Origin of the sequence: Blautia sp. MCC283, assembly GCF_018785565.1 — a bacterium.
Classification (GTDB): domain Bacteria; phylum Bacillota; class Clostridia; order Lachnospirales; family Lachnospiraceae; genus Blautia_A.
The window spans coordinates 1-24,840 of record NZ_WQQB01000008.1; the positions used below are offsets into that span (position 1 = coordinate 1).

A 24,840-nucleotide genomic window follows, 5' to 3' on the forward strand; every position below is an offset into this window, starting at 1 on the left:
ATTTAGAAGAGCTTTTAGAAGCTTAAAAAGTAGAAAAAAATAGAATTTGCAGTTGCTAACCATTCATGCGTTTGTCGTGAGTTAGAGAGGAGATAATATAATTCAGACAAAAGGAAGGAGGCAATAAAAAGAGCTGAGGGAGCATCCTATAAAGGGGTATCGATTTTTTAATATTATAACTATATAGTTGAAAGGATTATTTTTTATGAAAAAGATATTGTTAAATGGAGTAGACGGAAATTTTGGAAGCAGATCAGCCCGTGTATTGCTGGAAAAATATCCTCATGAAGCTTTGATTTTTACGGCTCCAACAAAAAATGGTCTTGAAAAATACCAGGCAATGGGCATTGAAACCAGAATTGCCGATTTTAACAATGCGGAAAAACTGACGGAAGCATTTAAAGATGCGGATACAGTTATTCTGATCTCCATGCCATTCGTTGGACCGAAAAGAAGAGCGGCACATAAAATTGCAATTGATGCGGCTGTGGCGGCAGGTGTAAACAAACTGGTTTATACATCGATTGTAGGAGCCGGACATGAGGATATCAATGCTTACGAAGTAAACGATCATGTATGGACCGAAAGGTATATCAAAAAACAGCCCATCCATTATTTGATTCTTCGAGATTCCCAATATGCGGAAGCAATGGTCTCCACATTTGTGGAAGCAGTTGAAAATACAAACGGCATCATCCGCAATAACATGGGAGATGGGAAAATGGCATTTGTTTCGAGGGATGACTGTGCGCTTGCGGCGGCCTGTGCGGCAATGTCTGATTGGGAAGATCGAATTGTTGATATAAATGGAGCCGAGCTTCTGACAATTGCACAGTACATGGCAATCGCCTCGGAGGTTACGGGTAAAAAGACGGAATATCAATATATCAACGATGATGAGATGTATGAGTTCTTTGACTCTATCGGCGTTCCAAGGACAACGGAGGAAATGTGGGCGGACACGGCGAAGAACTTTCCATTTTGCTCAGATGGAATGGTGTCCTTTGGCAGGGCAATCCGTCTGAATCAAATGAGTACATTTACAGATGATTTTGAAAAGCTGACAGGGCAAAAGCCCATCACGGTAAGAGAAATGTTTGAAGATATGGAAAATCATTTAATCGGAACAAGAACATCTACAGATAATTAAAAACAGTAGGAGGACGAAAAATGGCAGAAATGATGAATCCGGCGCTGGAAGGCGCCACCTTATTGTTCCCACAGGGATCTTTTATTACGGCATATGCTTATACGGGCGTGGAGGATGAGATCAAGGCATATCAGACCAGCGCATGGATTGGAACGGCGCTTATGACATCCCCCATTTATGATGTATACGGACCGGATGCCGTTAAATTAATGGGACAGGTTTGTACAAATGATTTTACCACGCTGGGAATGAACGGCATACGCCATGCCGTAATGTGCAATGAGAAAGGTCAGATTCTGACAGACGGCGTTGTAATCCGTATCGGAGAAGATCGTTACAGAACCTACTGGCTTGATCCGGTGATCTCTTATTATGTCAATACATCAGATCTGGATGTGCATGGCGAAAACATGAGCGGAAAGGAATATTTTATCCAGATTGACGGTGAAAAGTCCTTAGAGATTCTGGAAAACGCATTCCAGGCCAATCTTCACGACATCAAATTCGGCAGACATAGAATCCAGGAGGTAAACGGAAAACAGGTACGCATCATCCGGCTTGGCATGTCCGGCAACCTTGCTTATGAAATTCACGGAGATATGGCGGATTATGCGGAGATCTATAATCTGGTATGGGCGGCAGGTGAAAAGCTGGGAGCAAGAAAGCTTGGGCTCCAGGCTTATAACATGTTTAACCATACGGAGGCCGGATTCCCGAATATCAATCTTCACTATCCGCTTCCGTGGCTGGAAACCAGCGAGAAAATGACAGAATATATGCGCACAGTGCCTCAGTTATCCATGTTCAATCTCAATCGAAGGCTTCTCGGAAGTGTGGGGGATGATCTTCAGGCTCGCTTTGTTACTCCCTATGATGTGGGATGGGATTTCCTGATTAAATACAATCATGACTTCATTGGAAAAGAAGCCCTCCTTGAAATGTCGAAAAAGCCCCAAAAAAAATGCGTAACCCTGGAGTGGAACGCCGAGGATGTGGCAGAAGTCTTTGCAACCATGCTCAGCCCTGGGGAGGAACCCTGCGAGGATATTACCAAACCATGCGCTCTTGAATACTATTTCTGTGTCAGAGAGTTTGGTTTTGAGTACCGGGCGGATAAGGTGCTGGCTGCAGATAAGGAGATCGGGATCACAAGCGGAAAAATCATCTCTTATACCTATAACAGCATGATTTCTCTGGCCTTCATTTCCGCAGAATATGCCAAAGAAGGGACGGAGCTTGAAATACTCTGGGGAACGCCGGGAACCCGCCAGATGAAGGTTCGCGCAAAGGTTGCCAGATTCCCGTATAATCAGGATTATATCCGTAATGAAAAGCGGGATGTTTCGGATATACCTGTTTTTGAAAGATGAAACCGGAGATGATTACATAGGGAAAATAAAATTTATGTGTTCCCCTGCAGAGTTTTCAAGCTTTGCAGGGGATCTGCTGTTTACAGGTTTATTCTTTTAACTTAATACATATACCTATATTAATTATTGAACATAATATAGAATTTATTTCTCATGTAGCAGATTATCTTGTAGATGTAGGAAGAAATGCAGGAAATAAAGGTAATACCAAAGCACGAACCAATCAAGAAAGTATATGTAGAAATGGTAAGGCAGATTGTAGAAAGCGAGGCGAAGAATGATGAAGACGCTGAATGATTATATGGCAATGTCCTATCGTATGGAAATTGTGGAAGATAAAGATGAAGGCGGATTTGTAGTTTCTTATCCGGATTTGCCTGGTTGCATTACTTGTGGTGAGACAGTGGAGAGTGCGGTAGCAAATGCACTGGATGCAAAAAAAGCATGGATTGAAGCTGCATTAGAAGAAGGCGTAGAGATTCATGAACCAGATAGTTTGGAAGATTATTCTGGGCAGTTTAAATTGAGAATTCCACGAAGTCTGCACAGATCACTGGCAGAACATTCTCAGCGGGAAGGAATCAGCATGAATCAATATTGTGTGTATCTACTTTCCAGAAATGATGCAGTGTTCTCAAAATAAATGTTGTCAAACTTATCTACACCATTTACAATAAGCTGGCAACAAATTGGCAACAGAAAATCAGTGAGCTAAAATAATATATGCAACAGAAATAAAATAACGGCTAAAAAGATACAAAACTTAAACAAATACATTTAAGAATATTTTTGGACTTGCCGAGTTTGAATAATTCACATATTTTTTCGCACTGCCTTTTGACATTTTTTTCGTAACATCCCTTTTCAAAAACCAGTGCCTCCCGTTTATTCAATCTTCATCCGCTTCCAGCCCAAAAGAAGAAAAATAAACCCAAAAGAACCACCAAAAACCTTGTCTCAGCTATGAAATATGTGAGAAACCGGTGCAGGAGATAATAAAGAGATTCTATGGGCATGAGGCAGGAATCTCATTAACGTAATATTTGTAAAGGAAAAAGAACAGTCTGTTTTGATGGAATTAATTTCTGTTATGACAGACTGTTTTTTCTATTCCATTATCAATAGTCGATTTGCGGAAAACATTGAAATATATGTGTCGTGAGGAGAAGTTTATGCTGTATATGCATATAATACTATTAGCTGAGTTATATGGGCATATGTCAAAAATATTATTGACATATGCCTTTTATAGAGCTATTATATAAGAAAAGCAAGAAAGGAGCAGTTTATGCCGAGACCAGTAAAATGCAGAAAAGTTTGCCATTTCCCCAATGTTTTAGAATTCTTTCCGGCAGATGATACTGAGAAAAAAACACCTATTGTTCTGACGGTAGATGAGTATGAAACCATCCGTCTTTTGGACAAGAAAGGTTATAGTCAGGAGCAGTGCGCAGCATCTATGCAAGTCGCAAGAACAACCGTTCAACGGATTTACGAGATTGCCAGGAAGAAAATAGCAGATGCTCTCATTGATGGATATCCACTCAGAATCGAGGGTGGGGATTTCAGAATCTGTGACGGCCAGAGCAGTAACTGCAACTTTGGAGGGTGTTACAAGCAGGAAATTTACAAAAAATATGCAGTGGAAAAAGGAGAGGGTATCATGAGAATAGCAGTAACATATGAAAACGGACAGATTTTTCAGCACTTCGGACACACAGAAACATTTAAGATTTACGATGTAGAGGAAGGAAAAGTAGTACATTCAGAAGTAGTAGATACGAATGGAAGCGGACACGGTGCATTGGCGGGAGTTCTTAATGCATTGAATGCAGATGTTTTAATCTGTGGCGGAATCGGAGGCGGTGCACAGACAGCGTTAGCGGCAGTCGGCATTAAGCTTTTCGGAGGAGTTTCCGGAGATGCGGATGAAGCAGTAGAAGCGTTTATCAATGAAACACTCGATTATAATCCGGATGTTAAGTGTTCTCATCATGAGCACAGCCACGGGGAAGGATATACATGTGGCGAGCATGGATGTGGAAGCCATAGCTGTCATTAAGAAAAATAGCAAAAAATAATAATACACAAGGATGTACAAAGGCGTTTTGCAGTCATTATGAGTTTTTGTTTTTATCAGCAGTGATAAAAAATGTGCAGGTAGTTCGAGGACTGAGAAAAGGAAAAGATCAGGGAAGAGTTGTACAGGGAAATATTGTGGCTGATCAGAGTAATAAATCTTAAAAGGTAATAAAACGGCTGCAGGCCTATAATACTTTCAGGGTAACAGAAAAACTTCCATTCAAAAAATGGGAGTTTTTCTGTTACCGGAGTATCATATTTGCAAGGTGTGATTTATAAAGTATCTTGACAGAGGTACCGATCCTGTTATACTATTAAAACTGATAAAGGGGAGTAACCTACGTTTGGAAATCTGCGTTTGCAGTGTCGTCAGTACGGTGGAAACATCCGGCGCTGCAGGGAAATGGTGAGACTTTTATTGCATTTTTTGTTGTGCAATAAGGGTTTCTTTTTTTATATCCTTTTATCAAAAAATCCTTTATTGCATAAAAAAATTACAGTTGGTGAATATTTGCAAAAAAGGAGGCAAAGGGAATGAAAGAAATTTATCAGCAGACAGCAGAAGAAGTTCTCGAGCGTGTGGAAAGCAGGGAATCAGGGCTTACCGATGAACAGGTCAGACGGTCCAGAGAGAAGTGCGGATGGAATGAGCTTGCAGAAGGAAAGAAAAAAAGTATTTTGCAGATCTTCTTTGAACAGTATAAGGATTTTCTGGTGCTGATCCTGATCGCATCGGCAGTGATATCCGGTATGCTTGGAGATGTGGAAAGTGCAGCAGTTATCGTGATCGTTATTACGATCAATGCGATTTTGGGAACTGTGCAGACAGTAAAGGCTGAGCAGTCCCTGCAGAGCTTAAAGAAGCTTTCCGGACCGGAGGCAAAGGTATTACGTGATGGTGTGGCGGTACAGCTCCCGGCAAGAGAACTGGTTGTAGGAGATGTGATCCTTCTTGAAGCAGGTGATATGATCCCGGCCGATGGAAGATTGATTGAAAATGCAAGCCTTAAGGTCGATGAAAGTGCCCTTACCGGAGAAAGTCTTGCGGTTGAAAAGAGTATGGACATTATTTTGGAGGAAGCACCGCTTGGTGATCGGACAAATATGCTGTTTTCCGGAAGCTTTGTCACATATGGGCGTGGCAGAGCGGTTGTAACGAATGTAGGAATGCAGACAGAGGTTGGAAAGATTGCGGGACTTCTGAAATCGACTTCGGAAAAACAGACGCCACTTCAGGCGAATCTGGATGATTTTGGAAAGAAGCTTTCCATTCTGATCCTGATATTTTGCGGAATTCTGTTTGCAATCAGTGTATTCCGCGGTGAGAAGATCAGCAGTGCATTTATGTTTGCAGTAGCACTTGCAGTCGCAGCGATTCCGGAAGCTTTAAGCTCCATCGTGACGATCGTCCTTTCTTTCGGAACACAGAAGATGGCAAAGGAGCACGCGATCATTCGTAAGCTTCAGGCTGTGGAAGGTCTTGGAAGCGTATCTGTTATCTGTTCGGATAAGACCGGAACACTCACACAGAATAAAATGACAGTAGAAGATTATTATATTGATGGAAAAAGAATCACAGCAGATGCAATTGATGTAGCAGATCCGGCGCAGAGATGTCTTTTGGACTACAGCATTTTATGTAATGATTCAACAAACGAAAATGGAGTGGAGATCGGAGATCCGACGGAAACGGCATTGATCAATCTGGGCAGCCGGTACGGAATCGAGGCTGCTGGTGTAAGAAAGCTTTATCCAAGGGAAGGAGAGCTTCCCTTTGACAGTGACCGTAAGATGATGTCAACACTTCACAGAATTGATGATGAAAACCGGATGATCGTAAAAGGTGCGGTTGACCGGCTTCTGGAGCTGACAGACAGGATCTGGATAAAGGACGGAGTTCGGGAAATCACAGAAGCAGATAAAGAAAAGATCCGGCGCCAGAATCAGGAATTTTCAATGGAAGGGTTACGGGTACTGGCATTTACCTATCGTGAAATTCCGAAGAAGCATGTATTGACGATAGAAGATGAGAACCATCTGGTATTTCTTGGCCTGATCGCTATGATGGATCCGCCGAGGGAAGAATCAAAGGCTGCAGTTGCAGAATGCATAAAAGCGGGGATTCGGCCGGTCATGATCACGGGAGATCATAAGATCACAGCAGCGGCAATCGCAAAAAGGATCGGGATCCTACATGATCTGTCAGAGGCCTGCGAAGGTGCTGATATTGAAAATATGAGTGATGAGCAGCTGAAGGAGTTTGTCCCGAATATTTCTGTGTATGCAAGAGTGTCACCGGAGCACAAGATCCGTATTGTCCGTGCATGGCAGGAGAAGGGGATGATCGTGGCAATGACCGGAGACGGTGTGAATGATGCTCCGGCATTGAAGCAGGCAGACATTGGTGTTGCAATGGGAGTGACCGGAACCGAGGTCGCAAAGGATGCCGCAGCAATGGTGCTTACAGATGATAATTTTGCAACAATTGTAAAAGCAGTGGAAAACGGACGAAATTTATATCAGAATATCAAGTATGCGATCCAGTTTCTTCTGTCAGGAAACTTTGGTGCGATCCTGGCAGTTCTTTGTGCATCCCTTGCAGGACTTCCGGTTCCTTTTGCACCGGTACATCTGCTGTTTATCAATCTTTTGACAGACAGTCTTCCGGCGATCGCGTTAGGCGTGGAGCCGCACAGCAGTGAGGTGATGAATGAGAAACCAAGATCAGCAGACGAGTCAATACTGACAAAGGATTTTCTTGGTAAAATCGGTCTGGAAGGACTGGTGATCGGTATGATGACGATGATCGGATTTTTGACAGGATATCATCAGAATGGTGCACTGCTTGGCAGTACTTATGCCTTCGGAACACTTTGTCTGGCACGTCTGTTCCATGGATTCAACTGCAAATCGGATCATCCGGTTATCTTTACAAAACGTTTCTTTAATAATAAATGGCTTCAGGGAGCATTTGTACTAGGGGCAGTACTCATTACCGTTGTACTGACGGTTCCAGGATTTCATCTCCTGTTTAAAGTAGAGACGTTGGATCTGATGCAGCTTGGCTATGTATATCTGTATGCGTTTGCAAGTCTTCCGATCATTCAGCTGCTTAAATGGATACGCATGAAATTAGGAAAAAGAGGAGAACGATAGTGGATATAAGTAAAATATCTGTAAAAAAAATTCGGGAGCTTATTGTGTTTACAGTATTTCTTGTGGTCGCCCTGTGGAAGTTTGATGTGGTGCTCGATGTGCTGAAAGCAATATGGGGGATCGCATTTCCTTTTGTACTTGGCGGAGCGATCGCATTTGTGACCAACGTGCCAATGAGCTTTTTGGAAAAGAAAATTTTTGGAAGGGTAAAAAAAGAAAATAAGATAGGTGTAAAACTGGCAAGACCGATAAGTCTGTTCCTTACGATCGTATTTGCGGTTGGCGTGATCGTACTGGTGATGTTTGGTGTGATCCCGCAGCTTACGCGGACAATGGGAACTTTGATGATGAGTATCGCTGATTTTATTCCGCAGATGCAAAGCTGGATCCGGGAATTCTCCCATAATAACCAGGAAATCATGAAGCTGGTAGATCAGGTACAGTTTAATCCGGATCAGGCGATCAAGTGGGGGATAAGCCTTCTTGGAAACGGTGCAGGAAATATGATGAATACCACAATGTCAGCAGTGGGTTCCATAGTCAGTGGATTGGCAACCTTTTTTATTGCTTTTTCATTTGCCTGCTATGTCCTTTTTCAGAAGGAGAAGCTGCATGTGCAGATCCGAAAAGTATTTTTTGCTTTTCTCCCAAAGAAAAAGGCAGATGCTTTTCTTAAAGTCTGTTCTCTGACTTATCGGACATTTGCAAATTTTCTTGCAGGCCAGTGTCTGGAAGCTGTGATCCTCGGCTGTATGTTTGTTGTGATACTGAGTATTTTGAGGATGCCATATGCACTTTTGATCGGAGTTTTGATTGCGTTTACCGCATTGATTCCGATTTTCGGGGCCTTCATCGGGTGTGCGGTGGGAAGCTTTTTGATCTTTATGGTAAATCCGAAACAGGCAATTTTATTTATTATAGTATTTCTGGTACTGCAGCAGATCGAGGGAAATCTGATCTATCCTCATGTTGTGGGTGAATCCGTAGGACTTCCGTCGATCTGGGTTCTTGCAGCAGTTACGATCGGCGGAAACCTTATGGGAATTGTAGGTATGCTTGTTTTCATTCCGTTGCTTTCCGTATTCTATACTATCTTTCGGGAATTCGTATATCTGCGCCTGAAGAAAAAGCATATCAAACAGGTGACAAAGACAGAAATAGAGGAATATACGGCGGAGGAAATTGTAAATAGTGACATATCAGAGGGGAAATGATATGATGGACTTGTATTGGGATAGTTAAGAAAATCTTATATTTAAGTGGGGGAGTTACTATGTGGTTTGTGTTTGCCTTGCTGTCTGCTGTATTTGCGGCGCTGACCTCCATACTGGCCAAGATAGGTATTGTCGGTGTTAATTCGAATCTTGCAACAGCGATTCGAACGATGGTGGTGCTGGTTATGGCGTGGGGAATGGTTTTCCTCACAAATACCCAGGGCGGGATCGCAGCGATCAGCAAAAAAAGCTGGCTGTTTCTGACCCTTTCAGGTCTGGCAACGGGTGCTTCGTGGTTATGCTATTATCGTGCTCTGCAGATAGGCGATGCATCGAAGGTTGTGCCGATAGACAAGCTGAGTGTTGTGATCACACTGGTACTGGCATTTGTTTTTTTGCATGAGAAATTCACAGCAAAATCGATGATGGGATGTATTTTGATCGGTGTGGGAACATTATTGATGGTTTTGTGAAAAGGCATAAGAAAACTATATACAAAAGGAGAGTGTTATGAAAACACGAAAGAAAATTTCAGCAAGGCTGCTGGCGATCATGCTTATTGCTGCATTGCTGCTTCCTCTTGCATGGAATGTCCCGGTGGAAGCAGCCGAGGCAAAACAGATCGATGTTTTGTTCAGCCATGATACACATTCGCATTTGAACAGCTTTTCAACCATCGTAGATGGAGAGCAAAAAGATGTTGGCGGATTTGCAAGGATCAAAACCCTGATCGATGAAAAGAAGCAGGAAGATCCGGACACCCTGGTGCTGGATGGCGGCGATTTTTCCATGGGAACACTGATCCAGACCGTATACGAAACGGAGGCGGCAGAGCTTCGGATGCTGGGATATCTGGGGTATGATGTGACGACTCTGGGGAATCATGAATATGATTATCGTTCAAAGGGAATGGCAAATATGCTGGAGGCTGCGAAGACTTCTGGTGAGACAGTGCCGGCATTGGTAGTGTGCAACGTGGACTGGGACAGCATGGAGCAGGATGGATTAAGCGATGGTCAGAAGCAGATCCGGTCGGCATTTGAAGCCTACGGTGTGAAGGATTATGTAGTAGTTCAAAAAGGAGATGTAAAGGCTGCGGTAGTCGGTGTGTTCGGTAAGGATGCCCTGGAATGTGCACCGACCTGTGAATTAAAGTTCAAGGATCCGGTTGAGGCCGTAAAACAGACGGTAGAAGAGATCCGAAAAAATGAAAAAGTGGATATGATCGCTTGTGTGTCCCATGGAGGAACCTGGGAGGATGAGAACAAATCGGAGGATGAGATCCTTGCAAAAGAGGTGCCGGATATCGACTTGATCATCAGCGGACATACGCACACAGAGCTGAAAGAGGCAATTCAGCATGGGAACACATATATCGTATCCTGCGGCGAATACGGAAGAAATTTGGGATCACTTTCCATGACACAGAAACAGGACGGACGGTGGGAGCTGACATCCTATGAGCTGATCCCTGTTTCTGAGGATGTAAAACCGGACCAGGCGACACAGGAACAGATCGATGCCCTGATGGATACGGTAGATAAGAATTATCTTGCCGATTTCGGCTATACAAGGGAAGAGGTTCTTGCTGAAAATGATGTTGAATTCAACAGTCTGGAAGAAATGGGCACGAAGCACGAAGAGTTGAATCTTGGTGATATCATGTCCGATGCATACATATATGCAGTGGAAAATTCCGAGTATTATGATGGTGATCCGGTTGATGTAGCCGTTGTTCCAAGCGGAACCGTGCGGGATACATACACAAAGGGCGATATCACAGTAGAGGATGTTTTTAATTCCTTTTCACTGGGGATCGGAAAGGACGGTGTTGCCGGATATCCGCTGATCAGTGCATACCTGACCGGAAAAGAGCTGAAGCTGGCAGCGGAGGTGGACGCTTCTGTATCAGATTTTATGACAACGGCAAGGTTATATTGCAGTGGATTGAATTTTGCATACAATCCACATCGGATGATCCTGAATAAGGTGACAGATTGTTATCTCACCAGGGCAGACGGAGAACGGATCGAAATCCAGGATGATAAGCTGTATCATGTTGTGACAGATCTGTATACCGGCCAGATGCTTGGTTCTGTGATGAAAATGTCCTATGGACTGTTGTCTCTTGAACCGAAGGACAGGGATGGGAATCCCATTGAAAATCTGGAAGATCAGGCGATCATGGAGGATGACAGGGAATTAAAGGCCTGGGATGCGATCGCAAGATATATGCAGTCCTTTGAGGATACAGACGGCGACGGAATTGCCAATGTGCCGGAGTATTATGAGACGACACATGGACGTAAGGTTGTGGAGGACAGCAGAAATATCATTGATCTGGTGAAGCAGCCGAATAAGTTTTCGGCAATGATCGCAGGTATTTGTCTGATCTTTATTGTGATCATTGTGCTTGTGGTATTTCTGATCCGAAGGATGATCCGCAGGATCAAAGTCAGAAAAGGAAAGAAAAATTCAAAATAAATATACGGCTGAGAAGAAAGCTGTCGCTTTAGCGGTTAATAGATTGCAAAGCGACAGCTTTTATTTGAGATGAATTGCAATTTCTTTTGTAAAATTGTAGAATGAAAGAGCTTATGAAAAAGAGTCATGAAAGAGAGAATCGGGAAATGAATGATAAAATCGCAGTTTGTCTTGGAAAGGGCGGACAGAGAGATATGGCGGAAGCCTTTTGCAGGAGGACCGGAGCGCAGCTTCAGGATAAGCCGGGAGATTTTCTGACGGTGCGGTTTGATTCCAGGGGCGTTTCGCTGTCCGGTTTCGGGCTGACCTATCAGGGGGATTTTGTGGAGACGATGCTTCACAGAGTTACCAGAGGCAGACTTCAGCATGAGATGCTGGTGAAGGCGGTGAAGTCAGATAAGGAGGGAAGGAAGGCCATCGATGCTACGGCAGGAATGGGTGAGGATGCCTTTCTTCTGGCAGCCCAGGGCTATGAGGTGACGCTGTACGAGCAGAATCCGGTGATCGCAGCCCTTCTTAAAGATGCCATTCGCCGTGCCAAGAAAAATATGGATCTGAAAGATATTGCCGGTCGTATGAAGGTGATCGAGGGAAACAGTGTAGAAGGTATGTCAAAGCTTCTTGATCCTGTAGACGTGATCTATCTGGATCCCATGTTTCCGGCAAGACAGAAATCCAGCCTGATCAACAAGAAACTTCAATTGATCCAGAAGCTGGAACCACCGTGTTCCGGGGAAAAGGATCTTTTTGATGCAGCTATCAGAGCAAATCCGGATAAGATCATCGTCAAGCGTCCGCTGAAAAGTGAATGTCTTGCCGGCCGGGAGCCGTCTTATACATTGAAGGGGAAGGCAATACGATATGACTGCTATGTATTATAAAGTCAGACACTATCAATACAAAAATCGAATCGGAAATCTTAAGTCTGAAGCTGTAGGCGTGGTAAGCGGGGAAAAACATTTCCCCATATTTCCTGGAAATATGATTTTCAAGCCACTGACGAAATCCAAACCATTTTCCACGCCACTGTATGCTTATGCAGAGGTGTTCTGGTCAACGATCATTAATGAATATTTTATGCCTGCGCCCAGGTATGAACTGGCCATCTGTGAAGGGTATGAGGCAGTAAATGAAAAATATCTTGACTACGGAACGGCAGTACCCATGGCCTATAAAGAAGGAGAATCCCTTTTGAATCTTCTGGAGTTTTTCAGGAAATATCCGGATGAAAAGGTAGATATAGATAATTATGTAAACTATTGTCAGATGTTTTATGATTATAGAGATATTTTTGAAGCTGATTTTTTGCAGGAGCATCAGGAAATGGCGGAACAGCTTGCCATGCAGGTACTGATCTCTGTCCTGAAGGGAGACCAGAATTATCATTATGAAAATGTAGCATTTCTCTGTGATAAAGATGGCGGGATCATAAGTCTTGCACCTATGATCGATCATGAATTTTCTACGTATTTTATGTTTCCGGACGATATTTCCCGTCATGTATACTGGCTGATGGAATTAAGCAAATCCATCCGCGGATGGGAAGTCCGGCCTGGGGAATATGATAATTTCAAAGATCCGGAAGAACGGAAACTAATGGAAAAAAGTGCCACCTGTATTCATAAAAATCTCCTCTATATAAAAGAACATTATCCGCAGACAACGGAAGAATTTCTGGATAAAGCAGAAAAACTGAAAACAGCATTGACGGAAGCTTCAGAGGATTTTCTGATCCGGGGAAATACGGAATATCCGGACTGTGCGGATTCCAGTGCCTGGCTGATCGGAAAAGCCCGATACAAGGATAAAGATGAAGAGAAAGCCAGCGCTTATGAGGCGGAATTATACGGAAAGGGAAAAAAGCTTGATTTCCGGGACGTAAGTATCAGTGCAATAAATGAAATAAAAGCTGTGATCAGTCAGATGGAAGAAGTTTTGAGAAAGAGAGAATAAACAAATGGAACAAACAAAAACAATATTAAAAAAAACCTGGGTGGTGGCAGCGCTTGCCTGCGTCTGCTGTCTCCTCTGGGGGAGTGCGATCCCGCTGATTAAGACAGGATACCGTCTGATGCAGATGGATTCTGCAGATACGGCAAGTCAGATCGTTTTTGCAGGAGTGCGTTTTGCATTGGCAGGAATCCTTGTACTGATCTTTGCATCTTTGCGTGAGCGCAAAGTTCTGCTTCCGGATCGAACTGTTCTGAAATATGCGGTGCCGGTATGTATGGCTCAGACGGTATGTCAGTATTTCTTCTTTTATATAGGTGTGGCACATACCTCCGGTGTAAAAGGCGCTATTATCACAGGTCTTGGGAATTTTATTGCGATCCTGCTGTCCTGCCTTGTTTTTCACAAGGAAAAAATGACCGGGCGAAAGATGCTCGGCTGTATCCTCGGTTTTGCCGGCGTGGTCGTGATCAATCTCATGGGAAATTCTCTGGATGCAGGTTTTAGGCTTACAGGAGAAGGATTTATTCTGATCGCGCAGTTTTCTTACGGAATGTCCACGGTGCTGATCAATATTTTTTCCAGAAAGGTATCTCCGGTGGTGCTCAGCGGAACGCAGTTTACCATGGGCGGGATCATTCTGTTCCTGATCGGAAAAGGGATGGGAGGACATTTCGGAGTGGTAAATGTCGCCGGTATCGGGATTATCTTTTATCTGGCAATGGTGTCTGCGGTGGCCTATACACTGTGGTCAGTGCTGCTTGCCTGGAATGATGTATCCAGGGTAGCGATCTTTGGTTTTGTAAATCCTTTGTTCAGTGTGATCCTGTCTGCACTGGTTCTGGGAGAGGTACATCAGGCATTTAATATGGGAAGTCTCATCGCACTGTTTCTTGTCTGTGTGGGAATTTATGTGGTAAATCAAAAAAAATCTTCATAAGTGGTATTGCAGTTATTGTTCCCAGGCAATATTTTTTGAAACGTGTTGCTGAGAACGGAGTGAACAGTAACGGTCGCAGAATGAACAGTAACGATGCCGGAGTTTTGAAATTGATTTCAATACGGCATTGTGTTAAAATAGCTCCATAAAAAGTGTGAACATAAAAATCCATGCCGGAATAACTGCAGGATCCGGAAGCAGATCCTGCACCGGACAGTAAGGAGGAAAAAATATGGAATTTCAGAAACTGATCGAAGAGAGAAGGACCATCCGTAAATACAGCCCGGAGAGCAGGATCACAAAAGAAGATCTTCTTGCAGTGATCCGGGCCGCTCAGGAAGCACCCAGCTGGAAAAACTCCCAGACCGGAAGATATTATTGTGTAATGTCCGAAGAGATGGTGGAGAAGGTCAGCAGAGAATGTCTGCCGGAAATGAACCAGGCAAAGGCAGAGAATGCCTCCCTGATCGTTACAACCTTTGTACATAACCATGCCGGATTTCAGAAAGACGGAACACCGGATAATGAGCTTGGAAACGGCTGGGGCTGCTATGATCTGGGACTTCAGAACGAGAATCTGATCCTGAAGGCAAGGGAGCTTGGATATGGAACCCTGATCATGGGACTTCGTGCCGGAGACAAGCTCCGTGAAATCCTTTCCATTCCGGAAACAGAAACGGTAATGGCAGTGATCGCCATCGGAAAAGCAGCCGAAGAGCCTGCAAGACCGAAACGTAAAGATGTGGAAGATATTGTGAGATTTTATTAAATAATAGAAGAAATGCCCGGTACATATCAAAATGTTCGGGCATTTTTTAATGGAAATTAAAGAGCAAAATGGTCTAAAAAGGATTGCCTGGAGGAGTGAATTCTGTTATCCTGTAAGAAAACAGCTGTGACAACATGGAAGGGTTTTGAAAAGCAGAGTTTGGGAGAAGCAAAAAAGCAATACAGTAAAAGCAAGGGAGGTTTTTAACCAATATGCAGATCATACATGAAAATGAATACGAAGAAACCATGAAAAATATCGTAACGCCATATCTTCTGTCTCACAGAAGAGAGCTTTATGTACCGGGTGCGGATTATCCGTTTCGTAATGAAAGCAAACGGATCACAGGTAAGATCCATATGCTGCAGTATCTGTCTGATATTGATATGCCTAAAGGTGTGGTAGTCATCAGCCACGGATTCACAGAATCAGCAGTAAAATATGATGAAGTGGCCTATTATTTTCTTAAAGAAGGCTATCATGTATATATTCCGGAGCATTGCGGCCATGGCCGCAGCTATCGTCTTACCGCAGACCCGTCTCTGGTCCATATCGATACATGGCGAAGATATATCCGCGATTTTCTGAAAGCATGCCGCTACATAAAGAAAGCACATCCGGATCTGTCACTTAACTTGTATGCACATTCCATGGGTGGTGCCATCGGTGGTATTGCTGCAGCCTGGGAGCCGGACTGGTTTCACAAGGTGATCCTTTCTTCTCCGATGATCCGTCCTCTTACAGATAATGTTCCGTGGCCGGCAGCCACCGGCATAGCTCTGGAGAAATGCATTTTCGGAAAAGATGAGGAATATGTAGCTGGTCGAAAGCCTTACGATGGCAGCGGTTCTTTTGAGACAAGCTCTGCAACATCAAAACCAAGATACGAGCGATACAAAAATCTCCGTGCAGAACATAAGGAGCTCCAGACCTGGTCTCCATCCTACGGCTGGCTCTGGGCTTCTGCGGAAATGAGCTGGTATCTGCGTCTCTACGGATGGAAAAAATATACGGCACCAATGCTACTCATCCAGGCCCAGACGGAAGATCTGGTGTCTGTCCGTGCCCTGAAAAATTTTGCCGGAAAGATCAATCGCCAGGGAAAAACAAGCTGTGATTATATCCATATGATCGGAACAAAGCATGAGATCTATGGAAGCAGAGGTAAGATCCTGGAGAAATACTGGGGATATATATTTACATTCCTGGACGATACGGAAAATGATATTGATCACAGATAAGTATTTTTACTACAGGTATATCACATATTTAACAACAGGATTGGCAGCTTTTATTCACTTCCTTTCTTTATCATAGTAAAATTATAAAGCTTTTCTCTTATACATTCGACAAAAAATGTGATATAATCTAACGAATCGTCTTTTTGTACAGACAAACGTACAATCCAAAAAGACAAAATTAAATAAGGGAAGGATTATAGAATGTTATCTGTTATTGAATCAGTGAATGCTGCCATAAACAATTTCATCTGGGGCGTTCCTGCAATGATTTGTATTATTGGTGTGGGTCTTTATTTAAGTATCCGCACGAATTTTCTCCAGATCCGGAAATTTCCTTATGCCATCAAGGTAACCATCGGACGTATGCTTCGTAAACGTGAGGCTTCCGATGGAAGTCTGACACCGTTTCAGGCTGTCTGTACCGCCTTGGCTGCTACCGTGGGAACCGGAAATATTGCAGGTGTCGCAGGTGCCATCGCTATCGGAGGACCGGGAGCCGTATTCTGGATGTGGATTTCCGCAATTCTGGGAATGTGTACGAAGTTTTCCGAGGTAACACTTGCGGTACATTTCCGTGAGACCAATGCCAACGGAGATCTGGTTGGCGGACCAATGTATTACATCAAGAACGGCCTTAAGAAACACTGGCACTGGCTGGCATATCTGTTTTCCGCTTTTGGTGTGCTTACTGTTTTCGGAACCGGAAATGCAACCCAGGTTAATACCATTACAACAGCTATTGATTCTGCACTGATCAATTACAATGTGATCGCTGCAGACAATACTTCTACGGTAAACCTTGTTATGGGGATCATCCTTGCGATTCTTGTGGCAATGATCCTGCTTGGCGGAATCAAAAGGATCGGCCAGGTTACAGAAAAGCTGGTACCGTTTATGGCATTGTTTTATATTATTCTTGCCGTCGGTGTAGTTATCATCAACTGGAAAAATGTTCCGGGGGTTTTCAGCGCTATCATCAGAGGGGCATTTAATCCGGCATCTGTGACAGGCGGCGTAGTAGGAAGCTTTTTCATGAGTATGAAAAAAGGTGTTTCCAGAGGTATTTTTTCCAATGAGGCAGGTCTTGGTACCGGTTCCATCGCACATGCCTGTGCAGACACCAGAAAACCTGTAAAACAGGGATTTTTCGGGATCTTTGAGGTATTCACGGACACGATCGTGATCTGTACGCTGACAGCGCTTGTCATCCTCTGCAGCGGGGTGCCGGTTGGTTATGGCGCAGCAGCAGGAGCGGAGCTTACCATCAGCGGTTTTACCAGTACATACGGAAACTGGGTTTCCATCTTTACAGCAGTTGCCATGTGCTGCTTCGCATTTTCCACTATCATTGGATGGGGACTTTACGGAGCCAGATGTGCGGAGTTCCTTTTTAAGGAAAAAGCTATCAGACCTTTTATGGTACTGTACTCTCTGGTAGCAATCATCGGCGCAACTGTTGACCTTGGACTTCTCTGGAGTATCGCAGAGACCTTCAACGGTCTGATGGCGATCCCTAACCTGATTGCAGTATTCCTGCTTTCCGGTGTGGTTGTAAAGCTTGTGAAGGAGTACTTCGCCGGAGAAGGAAAGAACGCCTGAAGGAGTTTTTGAAAAAAAAACTTGACTATCAAAACAAACAGAGTTAGAATTGGTTTAACTCATTAAAGAGTTAACACATAACAGAAGTAAATTCCATGAAGGGAATCAGTAAAGACAGAGGAACCGTCTTCAGAGAGCTGTGACTGGTGTGATGCAGCGTCGGAACTGCCTTGAATATCATCCCTGAGAAGGAAAGCCGAAAGTTTCAGATAAGTAAGTAGGTTTTCACGGGTGCTTCCCGTTACAGAAGTCGCGTATGCCGGTACGTTGCAGAATCGTGCTTGTTTCAATGGAGAAACAGGGTGGTTGCGGAATTTTATATCCGTCCCTGAAAGGGGACGGATTTTTTTTATCCAAAACATTTTAAACCACGCGGTAAGGATCTGAAACCGGAAAAATATACAAAAGGGGAAAGAGTATGAAAGTGTACAAAAAACTCATGAATGCACTTGCAGCAGTAGAAAAAATCGTACTGGTCATTTCCACACTGCTGATCCTTGTGCTGACTGTGGGAAATGTTTTTTCCCGTAAAGTCATCCACCGCTCATGGTCTTTTACAGAAGAACTTGTTGTAGCGGTGTTCGTTCTCATCACACTTCTGGCAGCAGCACTTGCCTGCCGCGAAAAAGGAGGACTGGTAAGTCTGACATTGTTTACAGACCGTCTTCCGAAAAAACTGGAAAAACCATCTGTGATCCTGATCACGGTTCTCAGCATTGTTTTTTCCGCGATCCTGTTTAAATACGGAATGGACAAAGTTCTTACACAGCTGGCAAACGGCAAGAGAACTTTCGTATTGAACTGGCCGGAGTGGATCTTCTGGTCCTTCGTGCCGATCGGAGCAGGCTGTATGATCCTTCATTTTATTGAGTACTGCCTGGACTTCTGCCTGAAAAAAGATGATGAAAAGGAGGACAAATAAATGATCAGTGCAATCTTATTTATCTCCTTCTTTATTTTCCTGATCCTGGGACTTCCCATTGCGATCTGCCTGGGTCTGTCATCTGTATGTGCCATCCTTTATTCCGGCACATCACTGACCATCGTAGCTACAAACATGTACTCAGGAATCAGTAAATTCCTGCTTCTTGCCATCCCGTTCTTCGTTCTGTCCGGAAACATTATGGCAAAAGCCGGTATTTCCAAACGACTGATCAACTTCGTAGATACCTGCGTAGGACATAAAAAGGGCGGTATCGCCATTGTATGTGTTATCGTAGCCTGCTTCTTCGGAGCAATCTCCGGTTCCGGTCCTGCAACGGTTGCGGCACTTGGAGCAGTTCTGATCCCGGCTATGGTTGAGCAGGGCGGTTTCTCCGCACCGTTTTCCACGGCATTGATGGCAACCTCCAGTTCCATCGCTATTGTCATACCGCCGAGTATCGCATTCGTTGTATACGCCTCCATCACAGGTGTATCTATTGCAGATATGTTTATGGCTGGTATCGTTCCGGGACTTCTGATGGGTGTTGCTCTTGTGATCATCGTTATGATCGAGGCAAAGAAACATAACATTCAGCCATCCCGTGAAAAAGCTTCCGCAAAAGAGCGCTGGGATACATTTAAAGATGCATTCTGGGGATTCCTGATGCCGGTTATCATCCTCGGAGGAATTTACGGCGGTATCTTTACACCAACTGAGGCTGCAGCCGTATCTGTTGTTTACGGTCTGTTTGTTGGTATGGTGATCTACCGTGAGGTTAAGCTCAAAGATCTGTTTGACATTCTTGTGGATTCTGCAAAGACAACAGGCGGAATCATGCTGATCGTAGCGAGTGCTTCCCTGTTCTCTTTTGTATGTACCAAGTTTGGTATTGCAAATGCGGCATCGGAGCTTCTTGCCAGCATTGCACATAATCAGTTTACCTTCCTTCTGATCGTAAACATCATTTTCCTGATCGCAGGATGCTTCATTGATGCAAACTCTGCAATGTATATTTTTGTACCGATCATGCTTCCGGTATGTAAGGCTCTGGGCTATGATGTGGTAGCATTCGGTGTTATGGCAACAGTTAACCTTGCGATCGGACAGGTAACACCTCCTGTAGGTGTAAACCTTTTCGTTGCCATCAGTATCAAGATCAAAAAAGGTCTGGAGGTTACTCTTCAGCAGATCTCCAGAGCAGTTATGCCGATGATCGCTGCATCCGTTGCAGTTCTTCTGATCATCACTTATATTCCGGCTGTTTCCACAGCTCTTCCGAAGGCTCTTGCAAAAGAGGGCTCCTATACAGGAGACCAGTCTTCTGACACAGGAAGCCAGAGCTCCAAGGATGCCGGAGACGGAAGTGATTCCTTTAATACCATCGCAGATTACAGTGATCTTGACTGGCCGGAGATGACATGGAACTTCGCATGCTCTACAACGGAGACAAGTACCTGGGCTGACGGCGGACGTAAATTCGGTGAGCTTATGGAAAAAGCAACCGGCGGAAAAGTCAAGGTTAATATTTATGCAGCAGACCAGCTGACAAACGGAAATCAGTCCGAGGGAATCCAGGCACTGATGAACGGAGACCCGGTACAGATCTCCATGCATTCCAATCTGATCTACTCTGCATTTGACCCGAGATTCAATGTAGTATCCCTGCCGTTTATCTATGATTCTTACGATGACGCAGATGCAAAATTTGATGGTGAGGCCGGAGAAAAGCTGAAAGAAATCCTTGGTGAGTACGGACTTCACTGTATGGGAATCGCAGAGAACGGTTTCCGTGAGCTGACAAACAGCAAGCATGAAGTAAAAACAGTAGACGACATGAAGAACCTGAAGGTTCGTGTGGCCGGTTCCAATCTTCTCATGGAATGCTATAAGAGATGGGGCGCAGATGCTACAAATATGAACTGGTCCGAGACCTACACAGCACTTCAGCAGAATACGGTAGAGGGCGAGGAGAACCCGTTGCCGGCTATCGACGCAGCCAGCGTACAGGAGGTACAGCCGTACTGCTCCATGTGGGATGCAATCTATGACTGTCTGTTCTTCTGCATCAACCAGGATATTTATGAAAGCCTGACACCGGAACAGCAGCAGGTTGTTGATGAGGCAGGCCAGAAGGCTGTTGAGTATGAGCGTTATATCAACCGTTCCGGCGACGAAGAGATCATGAGCCGCTGGGAGAAGAGCAACGGTGTGACCTTTACAAAGAAAGAGGATATGGATATCGATTCCTTCAAGAAAGCAGTAGACGGAATCGACGACTGGTTTGTAAACGAGCTTAAGAGTGCAGGCTATGACGATGCACAGGATCTGGTAGATCTTTTTACAGAGGATTCTGTAGATACCGTGGAGGATTACAGTGATCTGAACTGGCCTGAGACAACCTGGAACTTTGCATGCTCCACAACAGAGACAAGCACCTGGGCTGACGGAGGACGTAAGTTCGGTGAGCTCATGGAAAAAGCTACAGGAGGAAAGGTCAAGGTTAACATTTACGCAGCGGATCAGCTGACAAACGGAAACCAGTCCGAGGGAATCCAGGCACTGATGAACGGAGATCCGGTACAGATCTCCATGCATTCCAATCTGATCTACTCTGCATTTGACCCGAGATTTAATGTGGTATCCCTGCCGTTCATTTATGATTCCTATGATGATGCAGATGCGAAGTTTGACGGCGAGGCCGGAGATAAGCTGAAGGAGATCCTTAACGGCTACGGACTCCACTGCATGGGTATTGCAGAGAACGGTTTCCGTGAGCTGACAAACAGCAAGCATGAGGTAAAATCTGTAGATGATATGAAGAATCTGAAGGTTCGTGTAGCCGGCTCTAATCTTCTTATGGAGTGCTATAAGAGATGGGGCGCAGATGCCACAAATATGAACTGGTCCGAGACTTACACAGCACTTCAGCAGAATACGGTAGAGGGCGAGGAGAATCCGTTGCCTGCCATCGATGCAGCCAGTGTACAGGAGGTACAGCCATACTGCTCCATGTGGGATGCCATCTATGACTGTCTGTTCTTCTGTATCAACCAGGATGTTTACGATGCACTGACACCGGAGCAGCAGGCTGTTGTTGATGAGTGCGGCCAGAAAGCCGTAGAGTATGAGCGTTATATCAACCGTTCCAGCGATGATGAGATCAAAGCACGCTGGGCAGACAAAAACGGTGTGACTTTCACAGAGAAAGCTGACATGGATATCGATTCCTTCAAAGAAGCGGTAGACGGCGTAGATGAGTGGTTTGTTCAGGAGCTGAAAGATCAGGGCTATGACGATGGCCAGGATCTGGTAGATCTGTTTACAAAGTAATCTTCATACATAATCATAAAAGGGTAAAATAGCCGGAAAGAGGCAGTTCTGAGAAGATTTTTCAGGGCCGCCTCTTTTCTTTGTGGGCAAAAGATTATATACTGGTAACAGTCCGGTGTCTGCCGGACAGGAGTATTATTGAGATAAAGTAAAGGAAGAAATATGATAAAAATTGATCTGATAACCGGATTTCTCGGATCCGGGAAGACAACATTTATAAAAAAATATGCCTCCTATCTTCTGAAAAAAGGCATGAACATCGGTATCCTGGAAAATGATTTCGGGGCAGTAAATGTGGATATGATGCTGCTTCAGGATCTGATGGGAGACAACTGTGAGCTGGAGATGGTTTCTGGTGGATGTGACGCGGACTGTCACAGACGTCGATTTAAGACAAAACTGATCGCCATGGGAATGTGCGGTTATGACCGTGTGATCGTGGAACCATCCGGAATCTTTGATGTGGATGAGTTTTTTGACGCCCTCCATGAGGAACCACTGGATAAGTGGTATGAGATCGGAAATGTGATCGCTATTGTGGATGCCAAGCTTGCGGAGGATTTTTCTGCGGAAGCGGATTATCTGCTGGCTTCCGAGGTGGCAGATGCAGGTTGCGTACTTCTGAGCAGGAGTCAGGAAGCTACAGAGGAAGAGATCCACAGCACAAAGGAACATCTCAACCGTGCACTTGGTCAGATCCAGTGTAAGCGCCGTCTGGACAGCGAAATCATGGATAAAAACTGGGATGATTTTACAGACGAAGATTTGGAAAAGATCTTGAACTGCAGGTATGTGGCAGAAGATTATGTGAAAGAATCCTATGCAGAAGGCGGTGGATTTGATTCCCTGTTTTTTATGAATGTTCATAAGAGCGAAGAGGAACTTCGGGAAACAGCAGAAAAGATCTTGAACGACCCGTCCTGCGGAGATGTTTTCCGCGTAAAAGGTTTTCTTAAGAAAGAAGACGGACAGTGGCTGGAGCTGAATGCCACCCGCCATGAGATCTGTATCCAGCCAACGAAACTTGGCCAGGAGATCATGATCGTCATCGGAGAAAAACTGAACAAAGAGGTAATTGATGAATACTGGAAATAATACTGCGGGAAAAACAGCGCCGGAGAGATACGTTTCCGAGAAGGCTTTTGAAGAGTTGCCAGATGCTTTTCAGAAGCTTGCAGAGCTGCTTGGTGAAGATCAGTTTGAGCTGGTTGCAGTAAATGAAAAAGATTCTCAGGATATTTATGTACGGAACGGAGAGATACGTCTTGTGTATCTTATGAATGACGCTGTAGAAAGTTTTCTCGTCTTCGGAAATGCCCGTATGACTGGTGTATACAAGTCGGACTATGAGGGGGAGATCCTGGCAGATCTAAGCCGTCAGGGAAGGGAATACATTCTGGTTGTGCATCAGGACGATTCGGTAGTGACGCTGTTTTTTGAAACCCTGACTCTGGAAAAACATCTCTACGATTACAGTCAGATCGGACATTTCTGGGTGGAAGGATATGAATATCTGCGGCAGCTGGAGTACCGTCTGGCGATCCTGCGTGACAAATATGATTATATTGGCGGGGACAGCTGCAATGCTCTGGAGGAGAAGCTTTCCGCACTGGTGGAGTTCCCACCTCTGAACTACTGCTGTTATCCGGCTGTTCCGGAGAAATATATTGTGCCCAGGGAAGAGCCGTGGATCCCTTCAGAAAGAGCTGTTTCGGTAATGAAAGAGATTGCACGTGAGGCGGGAGACCGCACTTTTGTCAGATGGCTGGGGATCTATCGGAGATTTCCGTTTAAATGGATAGCACGGAAGCTGGCAGGAATGCTTCACCGCACGAAACACATCCAGGTGACAATGTGCCTTTCCGGGAAACTGCAGGAAGCTTCTGCCGGATACGGAGATCGTTCTTTTGGAAAAGAAGCGGATGAACAGTTGAAAGTTCTGGTGGAAAAAGCCCGGGGAAAACAGGCAGAACTGAAAAAACAGGGAACAGAGTCGGAAGTGCTCAGGGAGGAACCTTTTACCATTGCCAGAGATTCTCTTGGATTTAAAGTTTATCTTATGAAATGGAACAAAGGAAGAAAAGACTGTACCGTTGAGATTGAAGAAATGTGACAAAGGAATTTGTTATTTACAGGAAATATCTGTGAAGTGTTTTTGCCCGGCGGGGATTGCTTTTTTAAAAACACTGGGGTATAATCTAACGGAAAGAGTTAAGAACAGCCCTTTAATTAAGAAAGGAGATTTTTAAAATGAAAGTAACACATATTACAGATATCGATAAATTTTTTGAGGTAATTGACAGCTGCAAGGGTAGAGTAGAGCTTGTAACAGGAGAGGGAGACAGACTGAACCTGAAATCCAAGCTTTCCCAGTATGTATCTCTTGCAAACATCTTTTCCGCTGGTGAGATCCCGGAGCTTGAGATCGTTGCAGCAGAGAAAGAGGATATCGACAAGCTTATGAACTTTATGATCAACGGCTGATAAGAGGAACGATTTTCAGGGATGTGAGCTTTTCACATCCCTGTCTTAATCTGGATGCAAAACAGAACACGAATGTCTGTTTTACAAAATGGATATAATGATAACAGAGAGAGAAACAAGAATTTTTCTCTTCCATCATGATCATA

The 24,840-nt window shown here is 44.3% G+C and carries 19 protein-coding genes, 1 pseudogene and 1 other annotated feature; all 20 genes and pseudogenes read left to right on the forward strand.

The features are described from left to right. Positions 1-205: 205 nt before the first annotated feature. The 20 genes and pseudogenes from GPK81_RS02170 (at position 206) to GPK81_RS02260 (ending at position 24,694) form a co-directional block, all read left to right on the forward strand. Entirely contained in the window at positions 206-1,150 is a 945-nt protein-coding gene (locus GPK81_RS02170; RefSeq protein ID WP_118514200.1) for an NmrA family NAD(P)-binding protein, read from the forward strand. A gap of 20 nt (positions 1,151-1,170) precedes the next feature. Continuing rightward, positions 1,171-2,520, forward strand: a complete 1,350-nt coding sequence (locus GPK81_RS02175) for an aminomethyltransferase family protein (protein ID WP_118368515.1) — start codon at positions 1,171-1,173, stop codon at positions 2,518-2,520. Positions 2,521-2,724: 204 nt separating this feature from the next. Then, a pseudogene (locus GPK81_RS18435) lies at positions 2,725-2,817 on the forward strand (toxin HicA); the annotation flags it as partial. Then, positions 2,801-3,163: a type II toxin-antitoxin system HicB family antitoxin gene (locus GPK81_RS02180; RefSeq protein WP_117567313.1), complete on the forward strand. Its 363-nt coding sequence runs from the start codon at positions 2,801-2,803 to the stop codon at positions 3,161-3,163. The pseudogene GPK81_RS18435 and the gene GPK81_RS02180, both read left to right, overlap by 17 nt. A gap of 645 nt (positions 3,164-3,808) precedes the next feature. After that, entirely contained in the window at positions 3,809-4,582 is a 774-nt protein-coding gene (locus GPK81_RS02185) for a NifB/NifX family molybdenum-iron cluster-binding protein (RefSeq protein ID WP_215706458.1), read from the forward strand. 554 nt (positions 4,583-5,136) lie between these two features. Next, on the forward strand, positions 5,137-7,758 hold the full coding sequence (locus tag GPK81_RS02190; RefSeq protein ID WP_215706459.1) for a cation-translocating P-type ATPase: 2,622 nt from the start codon (positions 5,137-5,139) through the stop codon (positions 7,756-7,758). Further along, on the forward strand, positions 7,758-8,972 hold the full coding sequence (locus tag GPK81_RS02195) for an AI-2E family transporter (RefSeq protein WP_215706460.1): 1,215 nt from the start codon (positions 7,758-7,760) through the stop codon (positions 8,970-8,972). The genes GPK81_RS02190 and GPK81_RS02195 overlap by 1 nt, the downstream gene beginning before the upstream one ends. A 59-nt stretch (positions 8,973-9,031) precedes the next feature. After that, positions 9,032-9,445: an EamA family transporter gene (locus tag GPK81_RS02200; RefSeq protein ID WP_174088277.1), complete on the forward strand. Its 414-nt coding sequence runs from the start codon at positions 9,032-9,034 to the stop codon at positions 9,443-9,445. Positions 9,446-9,482: 37 nt separating this feature from the next. After that, positions 9,483-11,456, forward strand: coding sequence for a bifunctional metallophosphatase/5'-nucleotidase (locus GPK81_RS02205; protein ID WP_215706461.1), 1,974 nt, complete (start codon positions 9,483-9,485; stop codon positions 11,454-11,456). A 146-nt stretch (positions 11,457-11,602) separates the two neighbouring features. Next, complete coding sequence (locus GPK81_RS02210; protein ID WP_044962204.1) at positions 11,603-12,337, forward strand: class I SAM-dependent methyltransferase; 735 nt, start codon at positions 11,603-11,605, stop codon at positions 12,335-12,337. Further along, the gene (locus GPK81_RS17860) at positions 12,318-13,409 is read left to right on the forward strand and encodes a hypothetical protein (RefSeq protein ID WP_227574098.1); all 1,092 of its coding nucleotides are present in this window, start codon (positions 12,318-12,320) and stop codon (positions 13,407-13,409) included. Before GPK81_RS02210 ends, GPK81_RS17860 begins: the two co-directional genes overlap by 20 nt. A 4-nt stretch (positions 13,410-13,413) precedes the next feature. After that, on the forward strand, positions 13,414-14,346 hold the full coding sequence (locus tag GPK81_RS02220; RefSeq protein WP_215706462.1) for a DMT family transporter: 933 nt from the start codon (positions 13,414-13,416) through the stop codon (positions 14,344-14,346). Between the two features lie 232 nt (positions 14,347-14,578). After that, on the forward strand, positions 14,579-15,115 hold the full coding sequence (locus tag GPK81_RS02225) for a nitroreductase family protein (RefSeq protein WP_215706463.1): 537 nt from the start codon (positions 14,579-14,581) through the stop codon (positions 15,113-15,115). Between the two features lie 212 nt (positions 15,116-15,327). Continuing rightward, positions 15,328-16,356, forward strand: coding sequence for an alpha/beta fold hydrolase (locus tag GPK81_RS02230; protein ID WP_015525502.1), 1,029 nt, complete (start codon positions 15,328-15,330; stop codon positions 16,354-16,356). Between the two features lie 201 nt (positions 16,357-16,557). Next, positions 16,558-17,955, forward strand: coding sequence for an alanine/glycine:cation symporter family protein (locus GPK81_RS02235; protein WP_021977441.1), 1,398 nt, complete (start codon positions 16,558-16,560; stop codon positions 17,953-17,955). Between the two features lie 86 nt (positions 17,956-18,041). Next, positions 18,042-18,288, forward strand: a binding site (T-box leader). Between the two features lie 85 nt (positions 18,289-18,373). Beyond that, on the forward strand, positions 18,374-18,877 hold the full coding sequence (locus tag GPK81_RS02240; protein ID WP_021977442.1) for a TRAP transporter small permease: 504 nt from the start codon (positions 18,374-18,376) through the stop codon (positions 18,875-18,877). Further along, positions 18,878-22,210 carry a TRAP transporter large permease subunit gene (locus GPK81_RS02245; RefSeq protein WP_021977443.1) on the forward strand — a complete coding sequence of 1,111 codons (3,333 nt, stop codon included), beginning with the start codon at positions 18,878-18,880 and terminating at the stop codon, positions 22,208-22,210. Between the two features lie 162 nt (positions 22,211-22,372). Next, positions 22,373-23,305, forward strand: coding sequence for a GTP-binding protein (locus GPK81_RS02250; RefSeq protein ID WP_173762727.1), 933 nt, complete (start codon positions 22,373-22,375; stop codon positions 23,303-23,305). Continuing rightward, on the forward strand, positions 23,289-24,323 hold the full coding sequence (locus GPK81_RS02255; RefSeq protein WP_215706464.1) for a DUF3878 family protein: 1,035 nt from the start codon (positions 23,289-23,291) through the stop codon (positions 24,321-24,323). The genes GPK81_RS02250 and GPK81_RS02255 overlap by 17 nt, the downstream gene beginning before the upstream one ends. Positions 24,324-24,460: 137 nt before the next feature. Then, positions 24,461-24,694: a hypothetical protein gene (locus GPK81_RS02260; protein WP_015525508.1), complete on the forward strand. Its 234-nt coding sequence runs from the start codon at positions 24,461-24,463 to the stop codon at positions 24,692-24,694. Positions 24,695-24,840: the final 146 nt, after the last annotated feature.

Bases quoted from the DNA above. Each gene is read 5' to 3' on its own strand.
- GPK81_RS02170 (WP_118514200.1), top strand. From the start codon at position 206: ATGAAAAAGATATTGTTAAATGGAGTAGACGGAAATTTTGGAAGCAGA.
- GPK81_RS02175 (WP_118368515.1), top strand. From the start codon at position 1,171: ATGGCAGAAATGATGAATCCGGCGCTGGAAGGCGCCACCTTATTGTTC.
- GPK81_RS02180 (WP_117567313.1), top strand. From the start codon at position 2,801: ATGAAGACGCTGAATGATTATATGGCAATGTCCTATCGTATGGAAATT.
- GPK81_RS02185 (WP_215706458.1), top strand. From the start codon at position 3,809: ATGCCGAGACCAGTAAAATGCAGAAAAGTTTGCCATTTCCCCAATGTT.
- GPK81_RS02190 (WP_215706459.1), top strand. From the start codon at position 5,137: ATGAAAGAAATTTATCAGCAGACAGCAGAAGAAGTTCTCGAGCGTGTG.
- GPK81_RS02200 (WP_174088277.1), top strand. From the start codon at position 9,032: ATGTGGTTTGTGTTTGCCTTGCTGTCTGCTGTATTTGCGGCGCTGACC.
- GPK81_RS02205 (WP_215706461.1), top strand. From the start codon at position 9,483: ATGAAAACACGAAAGAAAATTTCAGCAAGGCTGCTGGCGATCATGCTT.
- GPK81_RS02210 (WP_044962204.1), top strand. From the start codon at position 11,603: ATGAATGATAAAATCGCAGTTTGTCTTGGAAAGGGCGGACAGAGAGAT.
- GPK81_RS17860 (WP_227574098.1), top strand. From the start codon at position 12,318: ATGACTGCTATGTATTATAAAGTCAGACACTATCAATACAAAAATCGA.
- GPK81_RS02220 (WP_215706462.1), top strand. From the start codon at position 13,414: ATGGAACAAACAAAAACAATATTAAAAAAAACCTGGGTGGTGGCAGCG.
- GPK81_RS02225 (WP_215706463.1), top strand. From the start codon at position 14,579: ATGGAATTTCAGAAACTGATCGAAGAGAGAAGGACCATCCGTAAATAC.
- GPK81_RS02230 (WP_015525502.1), top strand. From the start codon at position 15,328: ATGCAGATCATACATGAAAATGAATACGAAGAAACCATGAAAAATATC.
- GPK81_RS02235 (WP_021977441.1), top strand. From the start codon at position 16,558: ATGTTATCTGTTATTGAATCAGTGAATGCTGCCATAAACAATTTCATC.
- GPK81_RS02240 (WP_021977442.1), top strand. From the start codon at position 18,374: ATGAAAGTGTACAAAAAACTCATGAATGCACTTGCAGCAGTAGAAAAA.
- GPK81_RS02245 (WP_021977443.1), top strand. From the start codon at position 18,878: ATGATCAGTGCAATCTTATTTATCTCCTTCTTTATTTTCCTGATCCTG.
- GPK81_RS02250 (WP_173762727.1), top strand. From the start codon at position 22,373: ATGATAAAAATTGATCTGATAACCGGATTTCTCGGATCCGGGAAGACA.
- GPK81_RS02255 (WP_215706464.1), top strand. From the start codon at position 23,289: ATGAATACTGGAAATAATACTGCGGGAAAAACAGCGCCGGAGAGATAC.
- GPK81_RS02260 (WP_015525508.1), top strand. From the start codon at position 24,461: ATGAAAGTAACACATATTACAGATATCGATAAATTTTTTGAGGTAATT.